This window comes from Streptomyces sp. NBC_01450, assembly GCF_036227505.1.
Taxonomy (GTDB): Bacteria; Actinomycetota; Actinomycetes; order Streptomycetales; family Streptomycetaceae; genus Streptomyces.
In genome coordinates, this window is the sequence record NZ_CP109480.1 from 8,148,641 (window position 1) to 8,166,729 (window position 18,089).

An 18,089-nucleotide genomic window follows, 5' to 3' on the forward strand; every position below is an offset into this window, starting at 1 on the left:
CGATGCGTTCGCCGCGCCAGCCGTCCCAGCACTCCACGAATGGCCAGAACTGGTCCTTCATGGATGCTCGCCCTGCTGCGCAGGGTATGTACGACCCCCGCAACGAGCACGACGCCTGTGGCGTCGGCTTCGTGGCCACCCTCACCGGTGAGGCGAGCTACGCGCTGGTCGAGCAGGCGCTCACCGTGCTGCGCAACCTGGAGCACCGGGGTGCCACCGGCGCCGAGCCCGACTCGGGCGACGGCGCGGGCATCCTGTCCCAGGTGCCCGACGCGTTCCTCCGTGAGGTGGCCGGATTCGAGCTGCCCGCGGCCGGCGCGTACGCGGTCGGCATCGCCTTCCTGCCCAAGGACGGCACCGAGGACGCTGTCTCACACATCGAGACGATCGCCGTCGAAGAGGGCCTGACCGTCCTCGGCTGGCGCGAGGTCCCGGTCGCCCCCGAGCTGCTCGGCGCCACCGCCCGCTCCACGATGCCCGCCTTCCGCCAGATCTTCGTCACGGACGGCGTCTCGACCGGCATCGAGCTGGACCGCAAGGCGTTCGTGCTGCGCAAGCGCGCCGAGCGCGAGGCCGACGTGTACTTCCCGTCGCTCTCCGCGCGCACCATCGTCTACAAGGGCATGCTGACCACCGGCCAGCTCGAGCCCTTCTTCCCGGACCTGTCCGACCGCCGCTTCGCCTCCGCGATCGCGCTCGTGCACTCCCGGTTCTCCACCAACACCTTCCCGAGCTGGCCGCTCGCCCACCCGTACCGCTTCGTCGCGCACAACGGCGAGATCAACACGGTCAAGGGCAACCGCAACTGGATGAAGGCCCGCGAGTCCCAGCTGGTCTCCGACCTCTTCGGGGACAAGGGCCTGGAGCGCGTCTTCCCGGTCTGCACGCCCGACGCGTCCGACTCCGCCTCCTTCGACGAGGTCCTGGAACTCCTCCACCTCGGCGGCCGCTCGCTTCCGCACTCCGTGCTGATGATGATCCCGGAGGCGTGGGAGAACCACGACTCCATGGACGCGAACCGCCGCGCCTTCTACCAGTTCCACTCCACGATGATGGAGCCCTGGGACGGCCCGGCCTGTGTCACCTTCACCGACGGCACCCAGGTCGGCGCGGTCCTCGACCGCAACGGTCTGCGCCCCGGCCGCTACTGGGTCACCGACGAGGGCCTCGTCGTCCTCGGCTCCGAGGTCGGTGTCCTCGACATCGACCCCGCGAAGGTCGTCCGCAAGGGCCGCCTGCAGCCCGGCAAGATGTTCCTCGTCGACACCGCCGAGCACCGCATCATCGAGGACGACGAGATCAAGGCCGCCCTCGTCGCCGACAAGCCGTACGCGGAGTGGCTGGAAGCCGGCGAGATCGAGCTCTCCGACCTCCCCGAGCGCGAGCACATCGTGCACACCCACGCCTCGGTCACCCGCCGCCAGCAGACCTTCGGCTACACCGAGGAGGAGCTGCGCATCATCCTCGCGCCGATGGCCAACACCGGCGGTGAGCCGCTGGGCTCCATGGGCACGGACTCGCCGATCGCGGCCCTCTCCGCGCGCCCGCGTCTGCTCTTCGACTACTTCACCCAGCTGTTCGCGCAGGTCACCAACCCGCCGCTGGACGCGATCCGCGAGGAGCTCGTCACCTCGCTGCGCTCCTCCCTGGGCCCGCAGGGCAACCTGCTGGAGCCGACCGCCGCGTCCTGTCGTAGCGTCACCCTGCCCTTCCCGGTGATCGACAACGACGAGCTGGCCAAGCTCATCCACATCAACGCCGACGGCGACATGCCGGGCATGAAGGCCGCGACCCTGTCCGGTCTCTACCGGGTCAGCGGTGGCGGCGACTCCCTCGCCGCGCGGATCGACGAGATCTGCGCGGAGGCCGACGCCGCCATAGACAACGGCGCCCGTCTGATCGTCCTGTCGGACCGCCACTCCGACGCCGAGCACGCGCCGATCCCCTCGCTGCTGCTCACCGCGGCCGTCCACCACCACCTCATCCGCACCAAGCAGCGCACCCAGGTGGGCCTGCTGGTCGAGGCGGGCGACGTCCGCGAGGTCCACCACGTGGCCCTCCTCATCGGCTTCGGCGCCGCCGCGGTCAACCCGTACCTGGCGATGGAGTCGGTCGAGGACCTGGTCCGCGCCGGTACCTTCCTGACCGGCATCGAGGCCGAGCAGGCCATCCGCAACCTGATCTACGCGCTCGGCAAGGGCGTCCTCAAGGTCATGTCCAAGATGGGCATCTCGACCGTCGCCTCCTACCGCGGCGCCCAGGTCTTCGAGGCCGTCGGCCTCGACCAGGCCTTCGTCGAGAAGTACTTCAACGGCACGGCTACCAAGATCGGCGGCGCCGGTCTCGACGTCATCGCCAAGGAGGTCGCGGCGCGGCACGCCAAGGCCTACCCGGCCTCCGGCATCGCCCCGGCGCACCGGGCCCTCGACATAGGCGGCGAGTACCAGTGGCGCCGCGAGGGCGAGCCGCACCTGTTCGACCCGGAGACGGTCTTCCGCCTCCAGCACTCGACGCGCTCCGGCAGCTACGACATCTTCAAGAAGTACACCGACCGGGTGAACGAGCAGTCCGAGCGCCTGATGACGCTCCGTGGCCTGTTCGGCTTCAAGTCCGACCGGCAGCCGATCCCGCTCGACGAGGTCGAGCCGGTGAGCGAGATCGTCAAGCGTTTCTCCACCGGCGCCATGTCGTACGGCTCCATCTCCAAGGAGGCGCACGAGACCCTCGCCATCGCCATGAACCAGCTGGGCGGCAAGTCCAACACCGGTGAGGGCGGCGAGGACGCGGACCGGCTCTACGACCCGGCCCGCCGCTCGTCGATCAAGCAGGTCGCCTCCGGCCGCTTCGGCGTGACGTCCGAGTACCTGGTCAACGCCGACGACATCCAGATCAAGATGGCGCAGGGCGCCAAGCCCGGCGAGGGCGGCCAGCTGCCCGGCCACAAGGTCTACCCCTGGGTCGCCAAGACCCGGCACAGCACCCCCGGCGTGGGCCTCATCTCTCCGCCCCCGCACCACGACATCTACTCCATCGAGGACCTGGCCCAGCTGATCCACGACCTCAAGAACGCGAACCCGCAGGCGCGGATTCACGTGAAGCTGGTCTCCGAGGTCGGTGTCGGCACGGTCGCCGCGGGTGTCTCCAAGGCGCACGCGGACGTGGTGCTCATCTCCGGCCACGACGGCGGTACGGGCGCCTCCCCGCTGACCTCTCTGAAGCACGCGGGCGGCCCCTGGGAACTCGGCCTCGCCGAGACCCAGCAGACGCTGCTGCTCAACGGCCTGCGCGACCGTATCGTCGTACAGACCGACGGCCAGCTGAAGACCGGCCGTGACGTCGTCATCGCCGCGCTGCTCGGCGCCGAGGAGTTCGGTTTCGCGACCGCGCCGCTCGTCGTCTCCGGCTGCGTCATGATGCGCGTCTGCCACCTGGACACCTGCCCGGTCGGCATCGCCACCCAGAACCCGGTGCTGCGCGAGCGCTTCGCCGGCAAGGCCGAGTACGTCGTGAACTTCTTCAAGTTCATCGCCGAAGAGGTCCGCGAGATCCTCGCCGAGCTGGGCTTCCGCACCATCGAGGAGGCCGTCGGCCACGCCGAGAACCTCGACGTGGAGCGGGCGATCACCCACTGGAAGGCGCAGGGCCTGGACCTGTCCCCGCTCTTCCACGTGCCCGAGCTGCCCGAGGGCGCGGTGCGCCACCAGGTCGTCGCGCAGGACCACGGCCTGCAGAAGGCGCTCGACAACGAGCTGATCAAGCTCGCCGCCGACGCGCTGGCCGCGAACACCCAGGCCGACGCCCAGCCGGTGCGCGCCCAGGTCGCGATCCGCAACATCAACCGCACGGTCGGCACCATGCTCGGCCACGAGGTGACGAAGAAGTTCGGTGGCGCGGGCCTGCCCGACGACACCATCGACATCACCTTCACCGGCTCCGCGGGCCAGTCCTTCGGCGCCTTCCTGCCGCGCGGTGTCACGCTGCGCCTGGAGGGCGACGCCAACGACTACGTCGGCAAGGGCCTGTCCGGCGGCCGGGTGATCGTCCGTCCCGACCGGGGCGCCGACCACCTCGCCGAGTACTCGACCATCGCGGGCAACACCATCGCGTACGGCGCGACGGGCGGCGAGCTCTTCCTGCGCGGCCGCACCGGCGAGCGCTTCTGCGTCCGCAACTCCGGCGCGACGGTGGTCTCCGAGGGCGTGGGCGACCACGGCTGCGAGTACATGACCGGCGGCCACGCGGTCGTCCTCGGCGAGACGGGCCGCAACTTCGCGGCCGGTATGTCCGGCGGCGTCGCGTACGTCGTCGACCTGAACCGCGACAACGTCAACGCCGGCAACGTGGGCGCCGTCGAGGAGCTCGACGACACCGACAAGCAGTGGCTGCACGACGTGGTGCGCCGCCACCAGGAGGAGACCGGCTCGACCGTCGCCGAGAAGCTCCTGGCGGAGTGGGACACGGCGGTGGACCGCTTCAGCAAGATCATCCCCAGCACGTACAAGGCAGTGCTCGCCGCCAAGGACGCCGCCGAGCGAGCCGGACTCCCCGAGTCCGAGATCACCGAGAAGATGATGGAGGCGGCGACCAATGGCTGATCCCAAGGGCTTTCTGAACCACGGCCGCGAGGTCGCCAGGACCCGTCCCGTCGCGGAGCGCGTCAAGGACTGGAACGAGGTCTACGTTCCGGGCTCGCTGCTCCCGATCATCTCCAAGCAGGCCAGCCGTTGCATGGACTGCGGGATCCCGTTCTGCCACAACGGCTGTCCGCTGGGGAACCTGATCCCCGAGTGGAACGACTACGCCTACCGCGAGGACTGGCAGGCCGCGTCCGAGCGTCTGCACGCCACGAACAACTTCCCGGAGTTCACGGGCCGCCTGTGCCCCGCTCCCTGCGAGTCGGCGTGCGTGCTGGGCATCAACCAGCCCGCCGTGACCATCAAGAACGTCGAGGTCTCGATCATCGACAAGGCGTGGGACACGGGCGACGTCGCCCCGCAGATCCCCGAGCGCCTGTCGGGCAAGACCGTCGCCGTCATCGGCTCGGGCCCGGCGGGCCTGGCCGCCGCCCAGCAGCTCACCCGGGCCGGCCACACGGTCGCCGTGTACGAGCGCGCCGACCGCGTCGGCGGCCTGCTGCGCTACGGCATCCCCGAGTTCAAGATGGAGAAGCGGCACATCAACCGCCGCATCGAGCAGATGCGCGCGGAGGGCACCCGCTTCCGCACCGGCATCGAGATCGGCCGCGACCTCAAGGCGACGGACCTGCGCAAGCGGTACGACGCCGTGGTCATCGCCGCCGGTGCGACGACCGCGCGTGACCTCCCGGTCCCCGGCCGCGAGCTCAAGGGCATCCACCAGGCCATGGAGTACCTGCCGCTGGCCAACAAGGTGCAGGAGGGCGACTACGTGGCGCCCCCGATCACGGCCGAGGGCAAGCACGTCGTGGTCATCGGCGGCGGCGACACGGGCGCGGACTGCGTGGGCACCGCCCACCGCCAGGGCGCGGCCTCGGTCACGCAGCTGGAGATCATGCCGCAGCCCGGCGAGGAGCGGCACCCGGGCCAGCCCTGGCCGACGTTCCCGATGCTCTACAAGGTCACCTCCGCGCACGAGGAGGGCGGCGACCGCGTCTACTCGGTCTCCACCACCCACTTCGAGGGCGACGAGGACGGCAACGTCCAGTGGCTGCACCTCACCGAGGTCGAGTTCGTCGACGGCAAGCTGAACCAGAAGTCGGGCACGGAGCGCAAGATCGCCGCCCAGCTGGTGACGCTGGCCATGGGCTTCACCGGCACCGACGTCGAGAACGGCGTGGTCTCCCAGTTCGGCCTGGAGCTCGACGCGCGCGGCAACATCGCCCGCGACGCCGACTTCGCGACGAACGTGCCCGGCGTGTACGTCGCCGGTGACGCCGGCCGAGGCCAGTCGTTGATCGTGTGGGCCATCGCGGAGGGCCGCTCGGCCGCCCGCGGGGTCGACCGCTTCCTGACCGGTGCCAGCGACCTGCCGGCCCCGATCCGCCCGACGGACCGCTCGCTGATGGTCTGACGCTCCACCCCAACAAACGTCCCGTACAACGGCGTACGGAACTGAACGCGGCGCCTGCCTTGTCCCCGACCGGACGGTGGTGGGCGCCGTGGTGCGTCCTCAGTCGGCCGGCGACAGGGTGTTGTGGGTGGCGGTCTCAGCCGGCCGGGCGGCGGGGTGTCGTGGGTAGCGGTCTCAGTCGGCCGGGCGGCCGGTGTCGTCCGGCCACACCCCGATGTGGTCCTGCTCCAGTTCCAGCATCACCCGGTCCTCCATGCCGAGGGCCGCGGTGTACTCGGCGGGCAGCTGGAGCCGGCCGGCCCGGTCCAGCGTCGCGAACTCCCGTGCCACCAGGGCCTCCTGGCCCTCCGCGTCGACCTCCGTGCGGCGCAGCACCTCCGTCGAGGTCCGGCCGTCACGGATCGCGACCGCGCGGCGGACCTCCCCCGCGACCGCCTGGTCGTGCGTGACGATCACGATCGTCGTGCCCAGCTCCTCGTTGGCCCGGCGGAACGCCGCGAACACCTCCGCGCCGGTAGCCGAGTCCAGCTCGCCGGTCGGCTCGTCGGCGAGCAGCACGGACGGCGAGTTGGCGAGGGCCACGGCGATCGCGACGCGCTGCTGCTGCCCGCCGGACATCTGCTGAGGCCGGCGGTCGCGGCAGTCGGCGACGCCGAGCATCGCGAGCAGCTCCCGCGCCCGCTCGGCCCGTCGCTTCCCGCGGCCCCGGCCGCCCGTCAACTGCATGGGCAGCGCCACGTTCTGAGCTGCCGTCAGATAGGGGAGGAGATTGCGTGCCGTCTGCTGCCAGACGAAACCGACCACCTCGCGGCGGTAGCGCAGCCGGTCCTTCGCGTTCATCGTGAGCAGATCGCGGCCCGCGACCCGCGCGGCGCCCGCCGTGGGCACGTCGAGGCCGGCGAGGATGTTCATCAGGGTCGACTTGCCGCTGCCGGAGGCGCCGACCAGGGCCGTCAACTCGCCCTCCTGGACCAGCAGATCGAGCCCCTGGAGTGCCTGTACCTCCACCCCGGCGGAGCCGCCGTCGGCCCCCCGGCCGGAGAAGATACGGACCAGCCGGTCGCAGGCGATCAGGGCGTCCCGCCCGTACGCGGGCCGGTCGCGGCGCGCCGCCGCCCGTTGCTCCAGCTCCGCCAGGCTCGTCCGCGAGGTCGTGGTACGGCTCATCGCATGCCTCCTGTCCTGAGTTCGGTGATCGACGTACGGCGCCCCGCCCACCAGGCCTGCGCGACGGCCACCGCCCAGGCCAGCAGCACGGTGCCCGCCGCGGGCAGGACCAGCGACCACACGTCGGTACGCAGCGACGCCCCGACCACCGGCGCCCGGCCCGCCGCGGCGGCCAGCGCGAGACGCTCCAGGTCGATACCGGGAGCGAGCAGCCGGACGGTGGCCCAGCCGGCGAGCATTCCGCCCGAGGCCGCGAGCAGCGCCTGGGGCAGCGCGTCCAGACTGAGCAGCCGACGGCCCTGGCGGGGCGTGAGGCCCATGGTGTGCAGCCGGGCCAGCAGCGCGGCCCGCTCCGGCGCGGTCTGCAGCAGGGAGAGCAGCAGGGCGAGCACGGCGTACCCCGCACCGGCCAGGGCGGCCGCGGTGTAGATCCGCTCGGCGCCCGCCTGCAACGGCGCATCGGAGAGCGCCGCCCGTTCCTCGGCGCGCACCGTCACGGTCAGGCCCTTCCCGGCGCCGCGCACGGCCGCCCGCAGCGCCGGTCCGTCGAGCGTGGCACCGGTCGCCAGCAGCGTCGTCGGATCGGATCGCTCGAGGCCCGCGGCGTCGACCAGCAGGAAGTCGGCGCCGGGGGCGGCGGGGGTACGGGAGCGTACGGCGGCGATCCGGACCGTGACCTCACCGGCGGGGGACGTGATCCGACGCGGTGCGCGGCCCAGGCGCTCCGCGAGGCCGGGGGAGGCGACGGCGTCCAGCACACGCCCCGTCCCCGCACCCTTGGTCCCCTTCGGCTTCAACACATCCGCGGGGAAGGCCCCGAGGCCCGTCTGCCGGGCCAGCCGGGCGTACGACTCCGGCTCGACCCCGATCAGCGTCAGGCCGTCCTTCCCCCCTGCCCCGCCGGACGCGAGCTCCGCCGTGTGCTCGGTCCGCACGGCCGTCACCTCCCGTACGCCCGCGACCTTCCGTACCGCCCCTTCCACTCCCGCCGGAAGCTCCGTCGCCTCGCCCGGCCCCGCGATCCGCGCGTCCGCGCCGGTCGCCAGCAGCGCGGCGCGGTCCCGGGCGTCGGACACGCCCGCGAGCACGGAACCTCCGAACGCCGCCGTCGTCAGGGCCAACAACAACGCCAGCAGCGGCAGCGCGACGCCCACCGTCGAGGAGCGGCCCGCGCGCGCCAGCGACAGAAAACCGACGACCCCACGCCCTCGCGCGGCCGGGCGGGCCGCCCACCGCAGGGGCAGTGGATACAGCCGTACGAGCACCAGTGCCGCGATCAGCCCGACCAGGACCGGAGCCGCGCTCACCAGGAAGTCGCCCGTGCTGGACGCGCCGCGCCGCCGCAGCGCCACGACCGAGCCGACGGCCAGCACCAGCACGGTGAGTTCGGCGACCGTGCGGCGCCTGCCGGGCCTGGCCTGGGCGAGATCGTCGCGCTCCGCGTTCGCCCGCGGCCTGCGGTGCGCCACGACCGCCCGCACCGGCAGCACCGCGCAGGCGAGGAGCGCGACGGCGGACGCGCCGAGCACGGCGGGCCCCAGCCGGGCCTCGTCCACCGTCAGCACGGCGAGCAGCAGACCGGCGCCGGCCGCGGGGACCGCCACGACCGCGGTCTCGGCGAGGAGCCGTCCGGCGATCCCGCGCAGCGAGCCGCCCCGCGCGCGCAGCAGGGCGAGTTCGGCGGCGCGGCGGACGGCGATCAGCCCGCCGGCCATGACCAGGACGACGGCGGCGACCGCGCCGATCCCGAACGTGCCGACCGCCACGACGGGTGTGATCGCCGCACGGGTCGTCGTGTAGGAGCCGACGACCGTCTCCAGGTCGGTGCTGACGGCCGCGGTGCTCCCGGCGGCCTCGCGCATCCGCAGCAGCTCGGGCCCGCCTTCAAGGGAGGCGATCCGCGCGACGAGCGCCGGGACGTCCCTAGCGGTGAGCCGTCCGGTGGCGGGGGCGAACCGCCAGTACAGCTCCGGCTGCCCCTGGCTGCCGAGCAGCACCGGGGCGGCGCCGGGCGCCAGCAGCAGGCCCGCCTCCCAGTAGAACTGCGGCGGGCGGGAGGAGGGGTCCGCGGCCACGCCCGGGGTACGCAGGACCGGCTGCGCGGACCAGTAACCGCCCTGCGGCCGCCGGGGTTCCACGATCCCGGTGATCCGCACGGCCAGCGGCGCGCCCCCGAAGCCGTCCACATCGATGACGGAACCGACCCGCAGCCGCAGCGTCCGGGCGGTCGCCTCGGTCACGGCGGCCTCGATCTTCCTGGTGTCCGCCGTCACCTTCCCGGCGGCGGTGGGCAGCCGTCCGCCGCGCACGGTGGAGTGGGCGGCGAGGTCCGACTGCGCGGCCAGCGTGAAATGGGGCGGCGCGTCGATGACCGGCAGCCAGGAGTTCAGCCCGGTGAGGCTCTTGGAGGTCCGCACCCCATAGGCCGACTCCGTGGTGTCCGCCCGCAGCGGTGCGGGCAGCCCGGCCAGCGCCGCGCGCCGGACGGCCGCGAGTGCCGGGGGCCGCACCGCCTTCTCCCGGGTGGACTGCGCGATCTCCAGCCCCGGCTGCGGTGCGCTCAGTTCCACCGAGGTGGCGGCCGGGGGCGCGCTCGCGATCTCCTGCCGCAGCCCTTTCGTCTCGTACGCGTCCAGGGCCCGCGGTAGCGCCGCCGCGAGGAACGCCGTGACCAGCACGAGCACTCCGAACGCGACCGCCGTCCCGGGGGCGGTCCGCAGGCGCGTACGCACCCAGGGCGCCACACCGCGTTCCGTGCGCTGCCTCCACCAGGTCATCTCAGCTCTCCCCCTGGTGTCGGAGCGCGACCGCCGGGTCGGCGCGCCGGACGGCCGTCGCGGCGCTGATCAGCAGGGGCAGGGCCGCGACGCCCACGAGGAGCAGGGCCACCTGGGACACGGGGAGTTCGACCAGGACGCCGGGCACCGGCCGTGCGGCTTCCGGCGTCAGCACGATCAGCGGGACGACGGCCCGGGTCAGGACGGTGCCGAGGCCGAGACCGGCGAGCAGACCGGCCCCGATCAGCAGGCCCTGCTCCACGGCGACCAGCCGGGCCAGTTCCCGGCGGCCCGCGCCCAGGGCCCGCAGCACAGCGAACTCCGCGGACCGCTCACGCCGGGAACCGGCGGTGCCCACCGCGAAGCCGCCCGCGGCGAGCGCCGCCGCGGCCACCGCCACCGCCAGCAGCGCCGCGCGCGGCCCGGCGCCGAGCGGGTCGCCCAGCAGCCGGTCCGCGGCCTCGTCCCGGACGAGCACCTGGTCCGGCTCGATGTCGGGGCGGGCCCGCAGCGCCGCCGCGACCTTCGCGGCCCCGCCGGGGGCGGTGCTCAGCCACCATTCGGCGGGTGCGAGCGGAGCGCGTGCGCGCTGCGCGAACACGGCGTTCACGGCGCGCAGATCCAGCAACAGCGCGCCCCCGTCCGTCGCTCCAGCCCCGCCGTCGTCCGCCGCTCCCGCCGCGCCTCCGTCCGCCGCCGCGTCCGTGGTGGGCCCGGCCCAGGCCGTGCCCGTTCCGGTCGTCGGCAGCTCGCTCACCGACCGCACGATCGTCACCCGCAGTCGCTCCCCGTCCAGCGTCACGTCGACGCTCTCGCCCGGCTCGGTTCCGGCCGCGCGCAGAAAGCCGCGGGTGGCGACGGCCGCGATCCGTGCCGGGGGCGTGGCCCGCGCGGCGTCGAGACGGACGGTGAACTCCGGCGGACCGGAGGCCCACTCGTCGCTCCCGGGCGCGTCGCCCGTCCCGTACGAGACCGTCAGCGGCGCCGTCGGCGACGCGGCCGGACGCAGGGCCGTCGACGGGTACGCCGCTGCGTCCGCCGTCTCGGTCCTGCTGCCCTGCCAGCGCACCCCGGCGGGCACCGCGACCGCGCGGGCGGCCCCGTCGGGGCCCGTGGACAGCATCCGTTCGACGGTGAACCGGTGCTGTTCGGGCCTGTCGGCGGGAACGGTGCCGTCGAGCTGCAGCCCGGTCAGCCGCAGCGGCCCGGCCGGCGCGGCACGGGCGCCCGACGCCGACACGTCCAGGTCGAGGGCGACCCGGTGGAGTCGGCCGTCGACGGGCAGGTTCCCGGCGCTCAGCCGGTACGCGATGCCGTATCCGTCCTCCACGACGACGGTGACCAGCGGCGCGAGCCCGGAAGGCGAACGCCCCGCCTTCGCCCCTTCGCCCGCCTTCGTCCCCTTGTCCGTTGTCGCCGTCTCGTCGGTGAGCCGCAGGTCGAGCGTGAGCCGCCGGGTGCCTTCGGGCAACGACACCGAGGGCCCGGCCGCCTTCTCCCGTGGCGCGAGATCCCCCAGCAGCCGCTCCACCGGCTCGTCGGCGAGATCGCCGCGCATCAGCATCCCCTCCCCGGCGTGCGCCGTGTCCAGAGCGAGCACCGTCGCCCTACGGCCGCCGGAGAGGTCCGTGGTGGCGCGATAGGCGGGAGCGGCATCCCGTACCCCGGGCAGCGCGGCGTACAGACCGGTCTGGCCCGGGCTGCCCGGCCTGCCGTCCAGGACCCGTACGGAAGCACCCGTCCCGAAGTCCGCCTGGTCGCCCTGCGACCGCTGCCACGACGCGCTCTGCCCGATCGCCAGCATCCCGGTCGTCACGGCGAGGACCAGCAGCAGCACCGGTCCCGCCCCACGCAGCGGACGCCGGCTGAACTGCCAGCCCGCCAGCGCCGCGGGAAGACCCCGCCCGCCCGCGGCACGCCGCTCCGCGAGCCGCGCCCCCAGCGGCAGCAGTCGCAGCGTCAGCACCGTGCCGGCCAGCAGCGCCAGCGCGGGCGCCGCGACCAGCAGCGGATCGATGCCCAGACCGCCCGCCCGGTCACGGCTGAGCGCGCCGCCACCGGACGAGCCGGTCTGCCGGTCGAGCTGCCAGTACGCCACCGCCGCGATCAGCAGCAGCCCCACATCGGCGCCGGCGCGCACGGACGCCGCGCCCGCCGCGGCCCGCACCCGCCGCAGCCGCGGCGGCGCACCCGCCGTCGCGGCCAGCGCGGGCGCCACGACCGCCGCCGCGCAGCACAGCGCGACCCCGGCCGCGACCAGCCACACCTGGAGCACCGGAGCGTCCCCGAGCCGCACCCCGGTCCGGTCGAGGGACGACCACCGGGCGAGCAGCCGCACCAGCGGGCCGGACAACAGCGCGGCGGCCACCGCCGTCGGCAGCGCCAGCAGCAGCGCCTCCAGCGCGGCGAGGCCCACGATCCGGCGGCGTGAGGCACCCCGCGCCTTCAGGAGATCGGTCTCGCCCGCCCGCTCGGTGTCGAGCAGCCGGGCCACCAGCAGCAGCGCGTACCCGGCGAGCAGCACCAGCTGGACGGAGACGATCATCAGCGTGGACCGGGACACGAGCAGCGCACGCCCGGTCCGGTCGAGCACGGCGGGCAGCGCCGTCCGCACGGTCGCTCCCGCTCCGAACGCCGGGTTCTTGCCCAGTGCTTCGGGCTCGCGCGCCGAGGCCTCGCGCAGCGCGTCGATGCCGTCGGTGGTCAGGCTCCGGTAGTCGGCCGTCGCCACCCACCCGGTGGTGCCCGAGGAGGTGCGGGAGGCGAGCACGGACGGGTCGGCGAGCAGCGGGCCGTAGGTGGTGAAGTCGACGGTGCGCACCCCGTGACCGCCGAGGGTGTCCAGCTGCCAGTACGGATCCGCGCTGTCGGCGGCCCGGTACACGCCGGTGACCCGGACCGTCAGGGGTGCGCCGCCCAGCCGGTCGGTGAGGGCGATCCGCGCTCCGGGCCGCACCTTCAGCCGGTCGGCGGCGACTTCGGGCAGCGCGACGGGCACGGGAGCGGTGCGCGCCGCGGGGGCCGGACCGGGCAGCGTGCCCGAGACCAGCCTGATCCGCGACCGGTCGAGGGCGGCGAAGTGGGTGAGGTCCGGTTGCCCCGCGCGGGCATCGGCGCTCTGGAGGGAGCGGGGCAGCGCGTACGGCCCCGAGCCGCGCAGCGTGCGTACGGTCACCGGAAGCCCGGCGAAGGTCCGGCGCGCGCCGCGGACCGCCGCGTCCTGGGCCGCCTCCTCGCGGCCTCGGGGCACATCGGCGCTGATGACGAGGGAGGCGGAGGTCGCGGCCGGGCCGCTCAGGTTCTGCCGGAGTGCCGCGTCGCCGACCGAGGCGGAGAACGCGGCGAGGGCGGCGAGCACCGAGGTGGTCAGCAGCACCGCGAGCAGGGCAGCGCCGAGAAGCAGCCGGTGCGCCTGAACGCGCAGCAACAAGAAGCCCGTCACTCGTCCCCCACCCGATTGCCGAGCCACCCCTCGCCAACCCGATATGAATATCATGGGGCTCCCGATTTGGGGCAGGTGAGGGCCATGACCAGGGGGTGCGTCGATGACGGAGAACACCAGCACGCGATCCGGTGCCGCCCTCGTGGGCGAACCCGCCGACGAGCCGATGGTGCGGGTGGAGAACCTGCACCACTCGTACGGCACGGGCGCCGTGGCCGTGCACGCGCTGCGCGGCGCCTCCTTCGAGCTGCGGCGCGGTGAACTGGTCGCCCTCAAGGGCCGGTCGGGCTCCGGCAAGACGACACTGCTCCATCTCATCGGCGGCCTGGACCGTCCGGACCGCGGACGCGTCGTCATCGACGGCACCGACCTGTCCGCACTCGGCGAGAACGAGCTGCTCGAACTGCGCCGCGACCGCGTCGGCTACATCTTCCAGTCCTTCGGGCTGATCCCCATCCTCACCGCGGCCGAGAACGTGGGAGTGCCGCTGCGGCTGCGCAGAGCCGACCCGCGCGAACGTGACGAGCGTGTGGCCCTGCTGCTCGCCCTGGTGGGGCTCGCCGACCACAAGGCCCAGCGCCCGGCGGAGCTGTCCGGCGGACAGCAGCAGCGGGTGTCCATCGCCCGCGCCCTCGCCAACCACCCGGCCCTGTTGCTCGCCGACGAGCCGACCGGACAGCTGGACGCCCAGACCGGCCTGGCGGTGATGGAACTGCTGCGGGCGGTGGTCGCCAGTGAGGGCGTCACGGCCCTGGTCGCCACACACGACCCCCAACTGCTGGGCCTGGCCGACCGGGTACTGGAGCTGAGCGACGGCGAGGTCGTCGAGCACTGACGGCGCAGGGCAATACACCTAGGGCACCTTGTACGTCTCCCCGTACACCTTCCACTCCAGCGGTGTGCGCAGGTCCAGGTTCCCGTCGTACAGGAACTTCCGCTGGGCCGTGTCGATGCGGGTCGTGTCGCGGTGGGCGCTCTCGGCCTTCATGGCCGCGCGGCGGATGTCGAGGAAGATGTCGAGGTAGGCCTTCTCCGAGCCGCCCTCGGCGGGGGTGTCGGCCTGGGCCATGGCACGGGTGCGCAGGTCGTAGAAGCCGCCCGCGCCGGTGCCGGGACCGTGCATGACCATGGCGTCGTAGTAGATGAACTGGCCCAGTGTGCCGAGGCCGTCGAGCTTGGCGCGGCGCACCGCGGGGTCGAAGTAGACGCGGTCCCGCTCGGCGTCCTGAGCTTCACGGAAGGCGGCCACCGAGGCCTCCTTGCGCCAGGCCGCCGCGAAGCCCGGGTCGAGGCCCTTGTGCGAGTCCGTCCCGTCGACCTTGCGCAGGGCGGGGAGGTAGCGGGCGAGGCCGTTGCCCGGGTGGTCCTTCGTGTAGCGCTCGACCAGGACGAGCAGATCGTGGGTGCCGGTGCAGAAGCCGATGAGGCCCGCCGTGTAGCCCTGGCCGTCGCCGATGTCCTCGACGTAGGCGTACGCGCCGCGCCAGTCGAGCGTGGAGTTCTCCGCGCTCGCCACGAGCTTCTGCGCCAGCTCCTTCTTGTCCGGGGCGGCGAGGCCCGCGCCCGCCGGCCGCTCGGCGTCCCGACCGGCGGCTCCGCTCGCGTCCGTGAGTCCCGGGGCGAGGAAGTAGACCGCCGCCGCGACCAGGGGGAGGACCGCGAGCAGGAGGAGCCGGGCACGTTTCATGGGCTCAGCCTAGGGAGCGCTCAGGTCGCTCCGCCCGTCAGCTCGGACACCTTTCCGACGGCCGTGATCACGAGGATGGCCAACAGCACCGCGCACGCGGCCGCTTGGACGAGCGTCCGGCGACGGTCCCGGGGCGCGTACGCGTAGGCGAGGGTGACCACGCCGCCCGCCAGGAGTCCGCCGAGGTGGCCCTGCCAGGAGGTGAGTCCCGCCGAGATGAGCAGCCACAGCAGCAGGCCCGCGATGAAACGGTTGACGGCGTTCATGTCGGCGCCCAGCCGGCGGGCCATGACGTAGTACGCGGCACCCAGCCCGAAGATGGCGCCCGACGCCCCGAGCGTGGGTGTGTCCGGCGCGATCACCAGCACGAGGACCGAGCCGCCGAGCGCCGAGAGCAGGTAGAGCGTGACGAAGCGGATCCGGCCGAGCTGGGCCTCCACCACCCGGCCCAGGTTCCACAGCGAGACCATGTTCATCACGATGTGCAGAATCCCGAACGTGCCCTCGGTGGGCGGCAGATGCAGGAACGCGCCGGTCAGCATCCGGTACCACTCCCCGTCGACCACGCCCTCCGGGTGGAAGTCGTAGGGGTAGTGGGCCTGCCAGACGTAGTGCCCGCCGTCGGGCCCCGCCAGCCCCGCGCCCAGCATCTCGAACCGGTCCACGATCGCCGGACGCACCACCTCGCCCACGTACGCCAGCACGTTGAGCGCGATCAGGACGTACGTCACCAGGGGCACGGTCGAGATCCGGCCGCCGAACGCCGTGCGGGCCTGCCGGATCGTCCGGGAGCCCTCCTTCACGCACTCCACGCACTGGTGACCGACGGCCGCCTCGCGCATGCAGTCCGGGCAGATGTAGCGGTCGCACCGGGTGCAGCGCACATGGGACTCCACCTTGGGATGGCGATAGCAGGTGGTGACGGTGGGTTCGGTGGGTTCGGTGGGTCTGCTGGATTCGGGGGACTCGGATTCCACGACCGGCTCCTCGCGGGTACGGAGATCAAGGGGACGATGAGCCGATGGGGGCGGCGGCGAACAAAATAGCGAACGCCCATGTGGGGGTGGGACGGCAGGGGTTGTGAACTGCTCCCTCTGGGCTGGGTTTGAGTGCGCTCTGGTGAGCGGGAGTGTGTGTCAGCGGTCTGGCTGTGATGGTGCGTGGGGGGCTCTTTCGGGAGGGAACGGAAGTTCTTGTGTCGAATGGGTGACCTCTGTGGGTGGTGCTCGTTGGATACGGCGTCGGGATTTCGGCGTCGCGGGGGGTGACGGGGTGGGCGGGCTGCGGGAGCTGAGGCCGTCGTTCGTGGTGCCGGGTCCTTCGGGGGTGGCGGTGCGGGACCGGCTGCGGGTCTCGGAGGCGGATGCGGCGGTGCTGCGTGAGGTGGGTGTGTTTCTGGGGTCGCTGGCCGCGGGGGATCTCGCGGTCCGTTCCCAGCAGGGGCTGGCGCATGACGCGGCCGGGTGGGCGGCGCGTAAGCGGGAGCTGACCGGTGGCTCGTCCGCGCGGTGGGCGGGGAGTATCACCAAGGCCACGCACGATCAGTGGGCGCTGGCCCGGCGCGGCCAGGCGGCGGAGATGACGTGGCTGCGCGGGCAGATCGGACAGATCCAGGCGCGGCTGGCCCGCCCGCTGGGCGCGAAGGCGAGCAGGCGGGAGGGGCTGGTACGCGGATACGGGTCGCGGTCCGAGTGGCATGCCAAGTCCCGCCGCCTGCACGCGTTGAAAGGCCGGCTGGCGACGGTGGAGGCGGACTGGGCGGCGGGCCGGGTGCGCGTGGTGCGCGGCGGGAAACGGCTCGCGCATCTGCGCCACCACCTCGGCGAGGCCGGGCTGGAGGAGCCGGGGTGGCGGGAGCGGTGGCGGGCAGCGCGGATGTTCCTGTCCGCCGACGGTGAGTCCGGCAAACGCTGCGGTAACGAGACCATCCGCGTCACCACCAGCGGATGGATCTCCCTCCGCCTCCCGGCCGCCCTGGCCCATCTGGCCAACGCCCCGCACGGCCGCTACGTCCTTGACGCGACCGTGGCGTTCAAGCACCGGGGCCAGGAGTGGCTGGACCGGGTCACCGCGAACCGGGCGGTGGCCTACCGCATCCACCACGACCCGCTGCGGGGCCGCTGGTATGTGACGGCGTCCTGGCAGCGCGCCGCCGTCCCGGTCCTGCCCCTTCAGGCGGACCTCGCCAAGGGCGTGGTCGCGGTGGACATGAACGACGACCACCTCGCCGCCTGGCACCTCGACGTGCACGGCAACCCGGTCGGCGAACCCCGGCGCTTCGTCTACGACCTGTCAGGCACCACCGCACACCGGGACGCCCAGATCCGGCACGCCCTGACCCGGCTGCTGCACCACACCCGCCACAGCGGGGCCGCCGCGATCGCCATCGAAGACCTGGACTTCACCGACGGCACATCCAGGGAGAAGCACGGCCGCAACAAGCGTTTCCGCCGTCTCATCTCCCGCTTCCCCACCGCCCGGCTGAAGGCCCGGCTGGTGTCCATGGCCGCCGAGCAGGACCTCGCGATCGTCGCGGTGGACCCGGCCTACACCTCCCGGTGGGGTGCCCAGCACTGGCAGCAGCCCCTCACCACCCCCACCCGTACCACCACCCGCCACGACGCGGCAGCCGTGGCGATCGGACGACGCGCCCTCGGGCATCCGATCCGGCGACGGACACCACCGCCCCCGCACGACCAGAGTGATCGTGCGGGGCATCGGAGTGTCCAGGCCCGACCGGAAACCCGACGGCGTGAGGAAACCCGCCCCCACCTACCCGGACCACGCACCAGATGCGCGCCGCCCGGCAGTGGCACGAAAGCGGGCGACCAGCGTGCCCAACACCGTTCGGGACACGCGGCTGAGCAACAGTCCTGGCAACAGGACTCACTCCCGCTCAGTCTCTAGGAACGGTTACGGGTGGCGTAATCTCGGCGTTTCCGTACCTCTCGCGCGATGGGAGCTCCGC

Annotated in this window: 9 protein-coding genes; 4 read left to right on the forward strand and 5 right to left on the reverse strand. The window is 73.2% G+C overall.

Features of this window, described 5'->3' with window-relative positions; genetic code table 11:
- Window positions 1-2 precede the first annotated feature (2 nt).
- Complete coding sequence (gltB, locus tag OG568_RS36205) at window positions 3-4,595, forward strand: glutamate synthase large subunit (protein WP_329534582.1); 4,593 nt, start codon at window positions 3-5, stop codon at window positions 4,593-4,595.
- Window positions 4,588-6,048, forward strand: a complete 1,461-nt coding sequence (locus OG568_RS36210) for a glutamate synthase subunit beta (protein ID WP_329534583.1) — start codon at window positions 4,588-4,590, stop codon at window positions 6,046-6,048. Before gltB ends, OG568_RS36210 begins: the two co-directional genes overlap by 8 nt.
- A 174-nt stretch (window positions 6,049-6,222) precedes the next feature.
- On the opposite strand, the gene OG568_RS36215 is transcribed toward OG568_RS36210, so the two are convergent.
- Genes OG568_RS36215 through OG568_RS36225 form a run of 3 tightly spaced genes read right to left on the reverse strand, consistent with a single transcriptional unit; the run spans window position 6,223 to window position 13,434 of the window.
- Window positions 6,223-7,215 (reverse strand): ABC transporter ATP-binding protein, encoded by a 993-nt coding sequence (locus tag OG568_RS36215; RefSeq protein WP_329534584.1) that lies wholly within the window; start codon window positions 7,213-7,215, stop codon window positions 6,223-6,225.
- A complete protein-coding gene (locus OG568_RS36220; protein WP_329534585.1) occupies window positions 7,212-9,992 on the reverse strand; it encodes an ABC transporter permease in 2,781 nt (926 codons plus the stop codon). Before OG568_RS36220 ends, OG568_RS36215 begins: the two co-directional genes overlap by 4 nt.
- Window position 9,993: 1 nt before the next feature.
- Entirely contained in the window at window positions 9,994-13,434 is a 3,441-nt protein-coding gene (locus tag OG568_RS36225; RefSeq protein ID WP_329534586.1) for an FtsX-like permease family protein, read from the reverse strand.
- Window positions 13,435-13,537: 103 nt separating this feature from the next.
- Between OG568_RS36225 and OG568_RS36230 the strand changes: the two genes are divergently transcribed.
- Window positions 13,538-14,269 carry an ABC transporter ATP-binding protein gene (locus OG568_RS36230; protein ID WP_266581951.1) on the forward strand — a complete coding sequence of 244 codons (732 nt, stop codon included), beginning with the start codon at window positions 13,538-13,540 and terminating at the stop codon, window positions 14,267-14,269.
- An 18-nt stretch (window positions 14,270-14,287) separates the two neighbouring features.
- Here the strand turns inward: OG568_RS36230 and OG568_RS36235 are convergent, their stop codons facing one another.
- A complete protein-coding gene (locus OG568_RS36235) occupies window positions 14,288-15,121 on the reverse strand; it encodes a chitosanase (protein WP_329534587.1) in 834 nt (277 codons plus the stop codon).
- Window positions 15,122-15,141: 20 nt separating this feature from the next.
- Window positions 15,142-16,098: a rhomboid family intramembrane serine protease gene (locus OG568_RS36240; protein WP_329534588.1), complete on the reverse strand. Its 957-nt coding sequence runs from the start codon at window positions 16,096-16,098 to the stop codon at window positions 15,142-15,144.
- 295 nt (window positions 16,099-16,393) lie between these two features.
- Here OG568_RS36240 and OG568_RS36245 point away from each other — a divergent pair, with 295 nt between their 5' ends.
- On the forward strand, window positions 16,394-18,028 hold the full coding sequence (locus OG568_RS36245; protein WP_329534589.1) for a transposase: 1,635 nt from the start codon (window positions 16,394-16,396) through the stop codon (window positions 18,026-18,028).
- Window positions 18,029-18,089 lie beyond the last annotated feature (61 nt).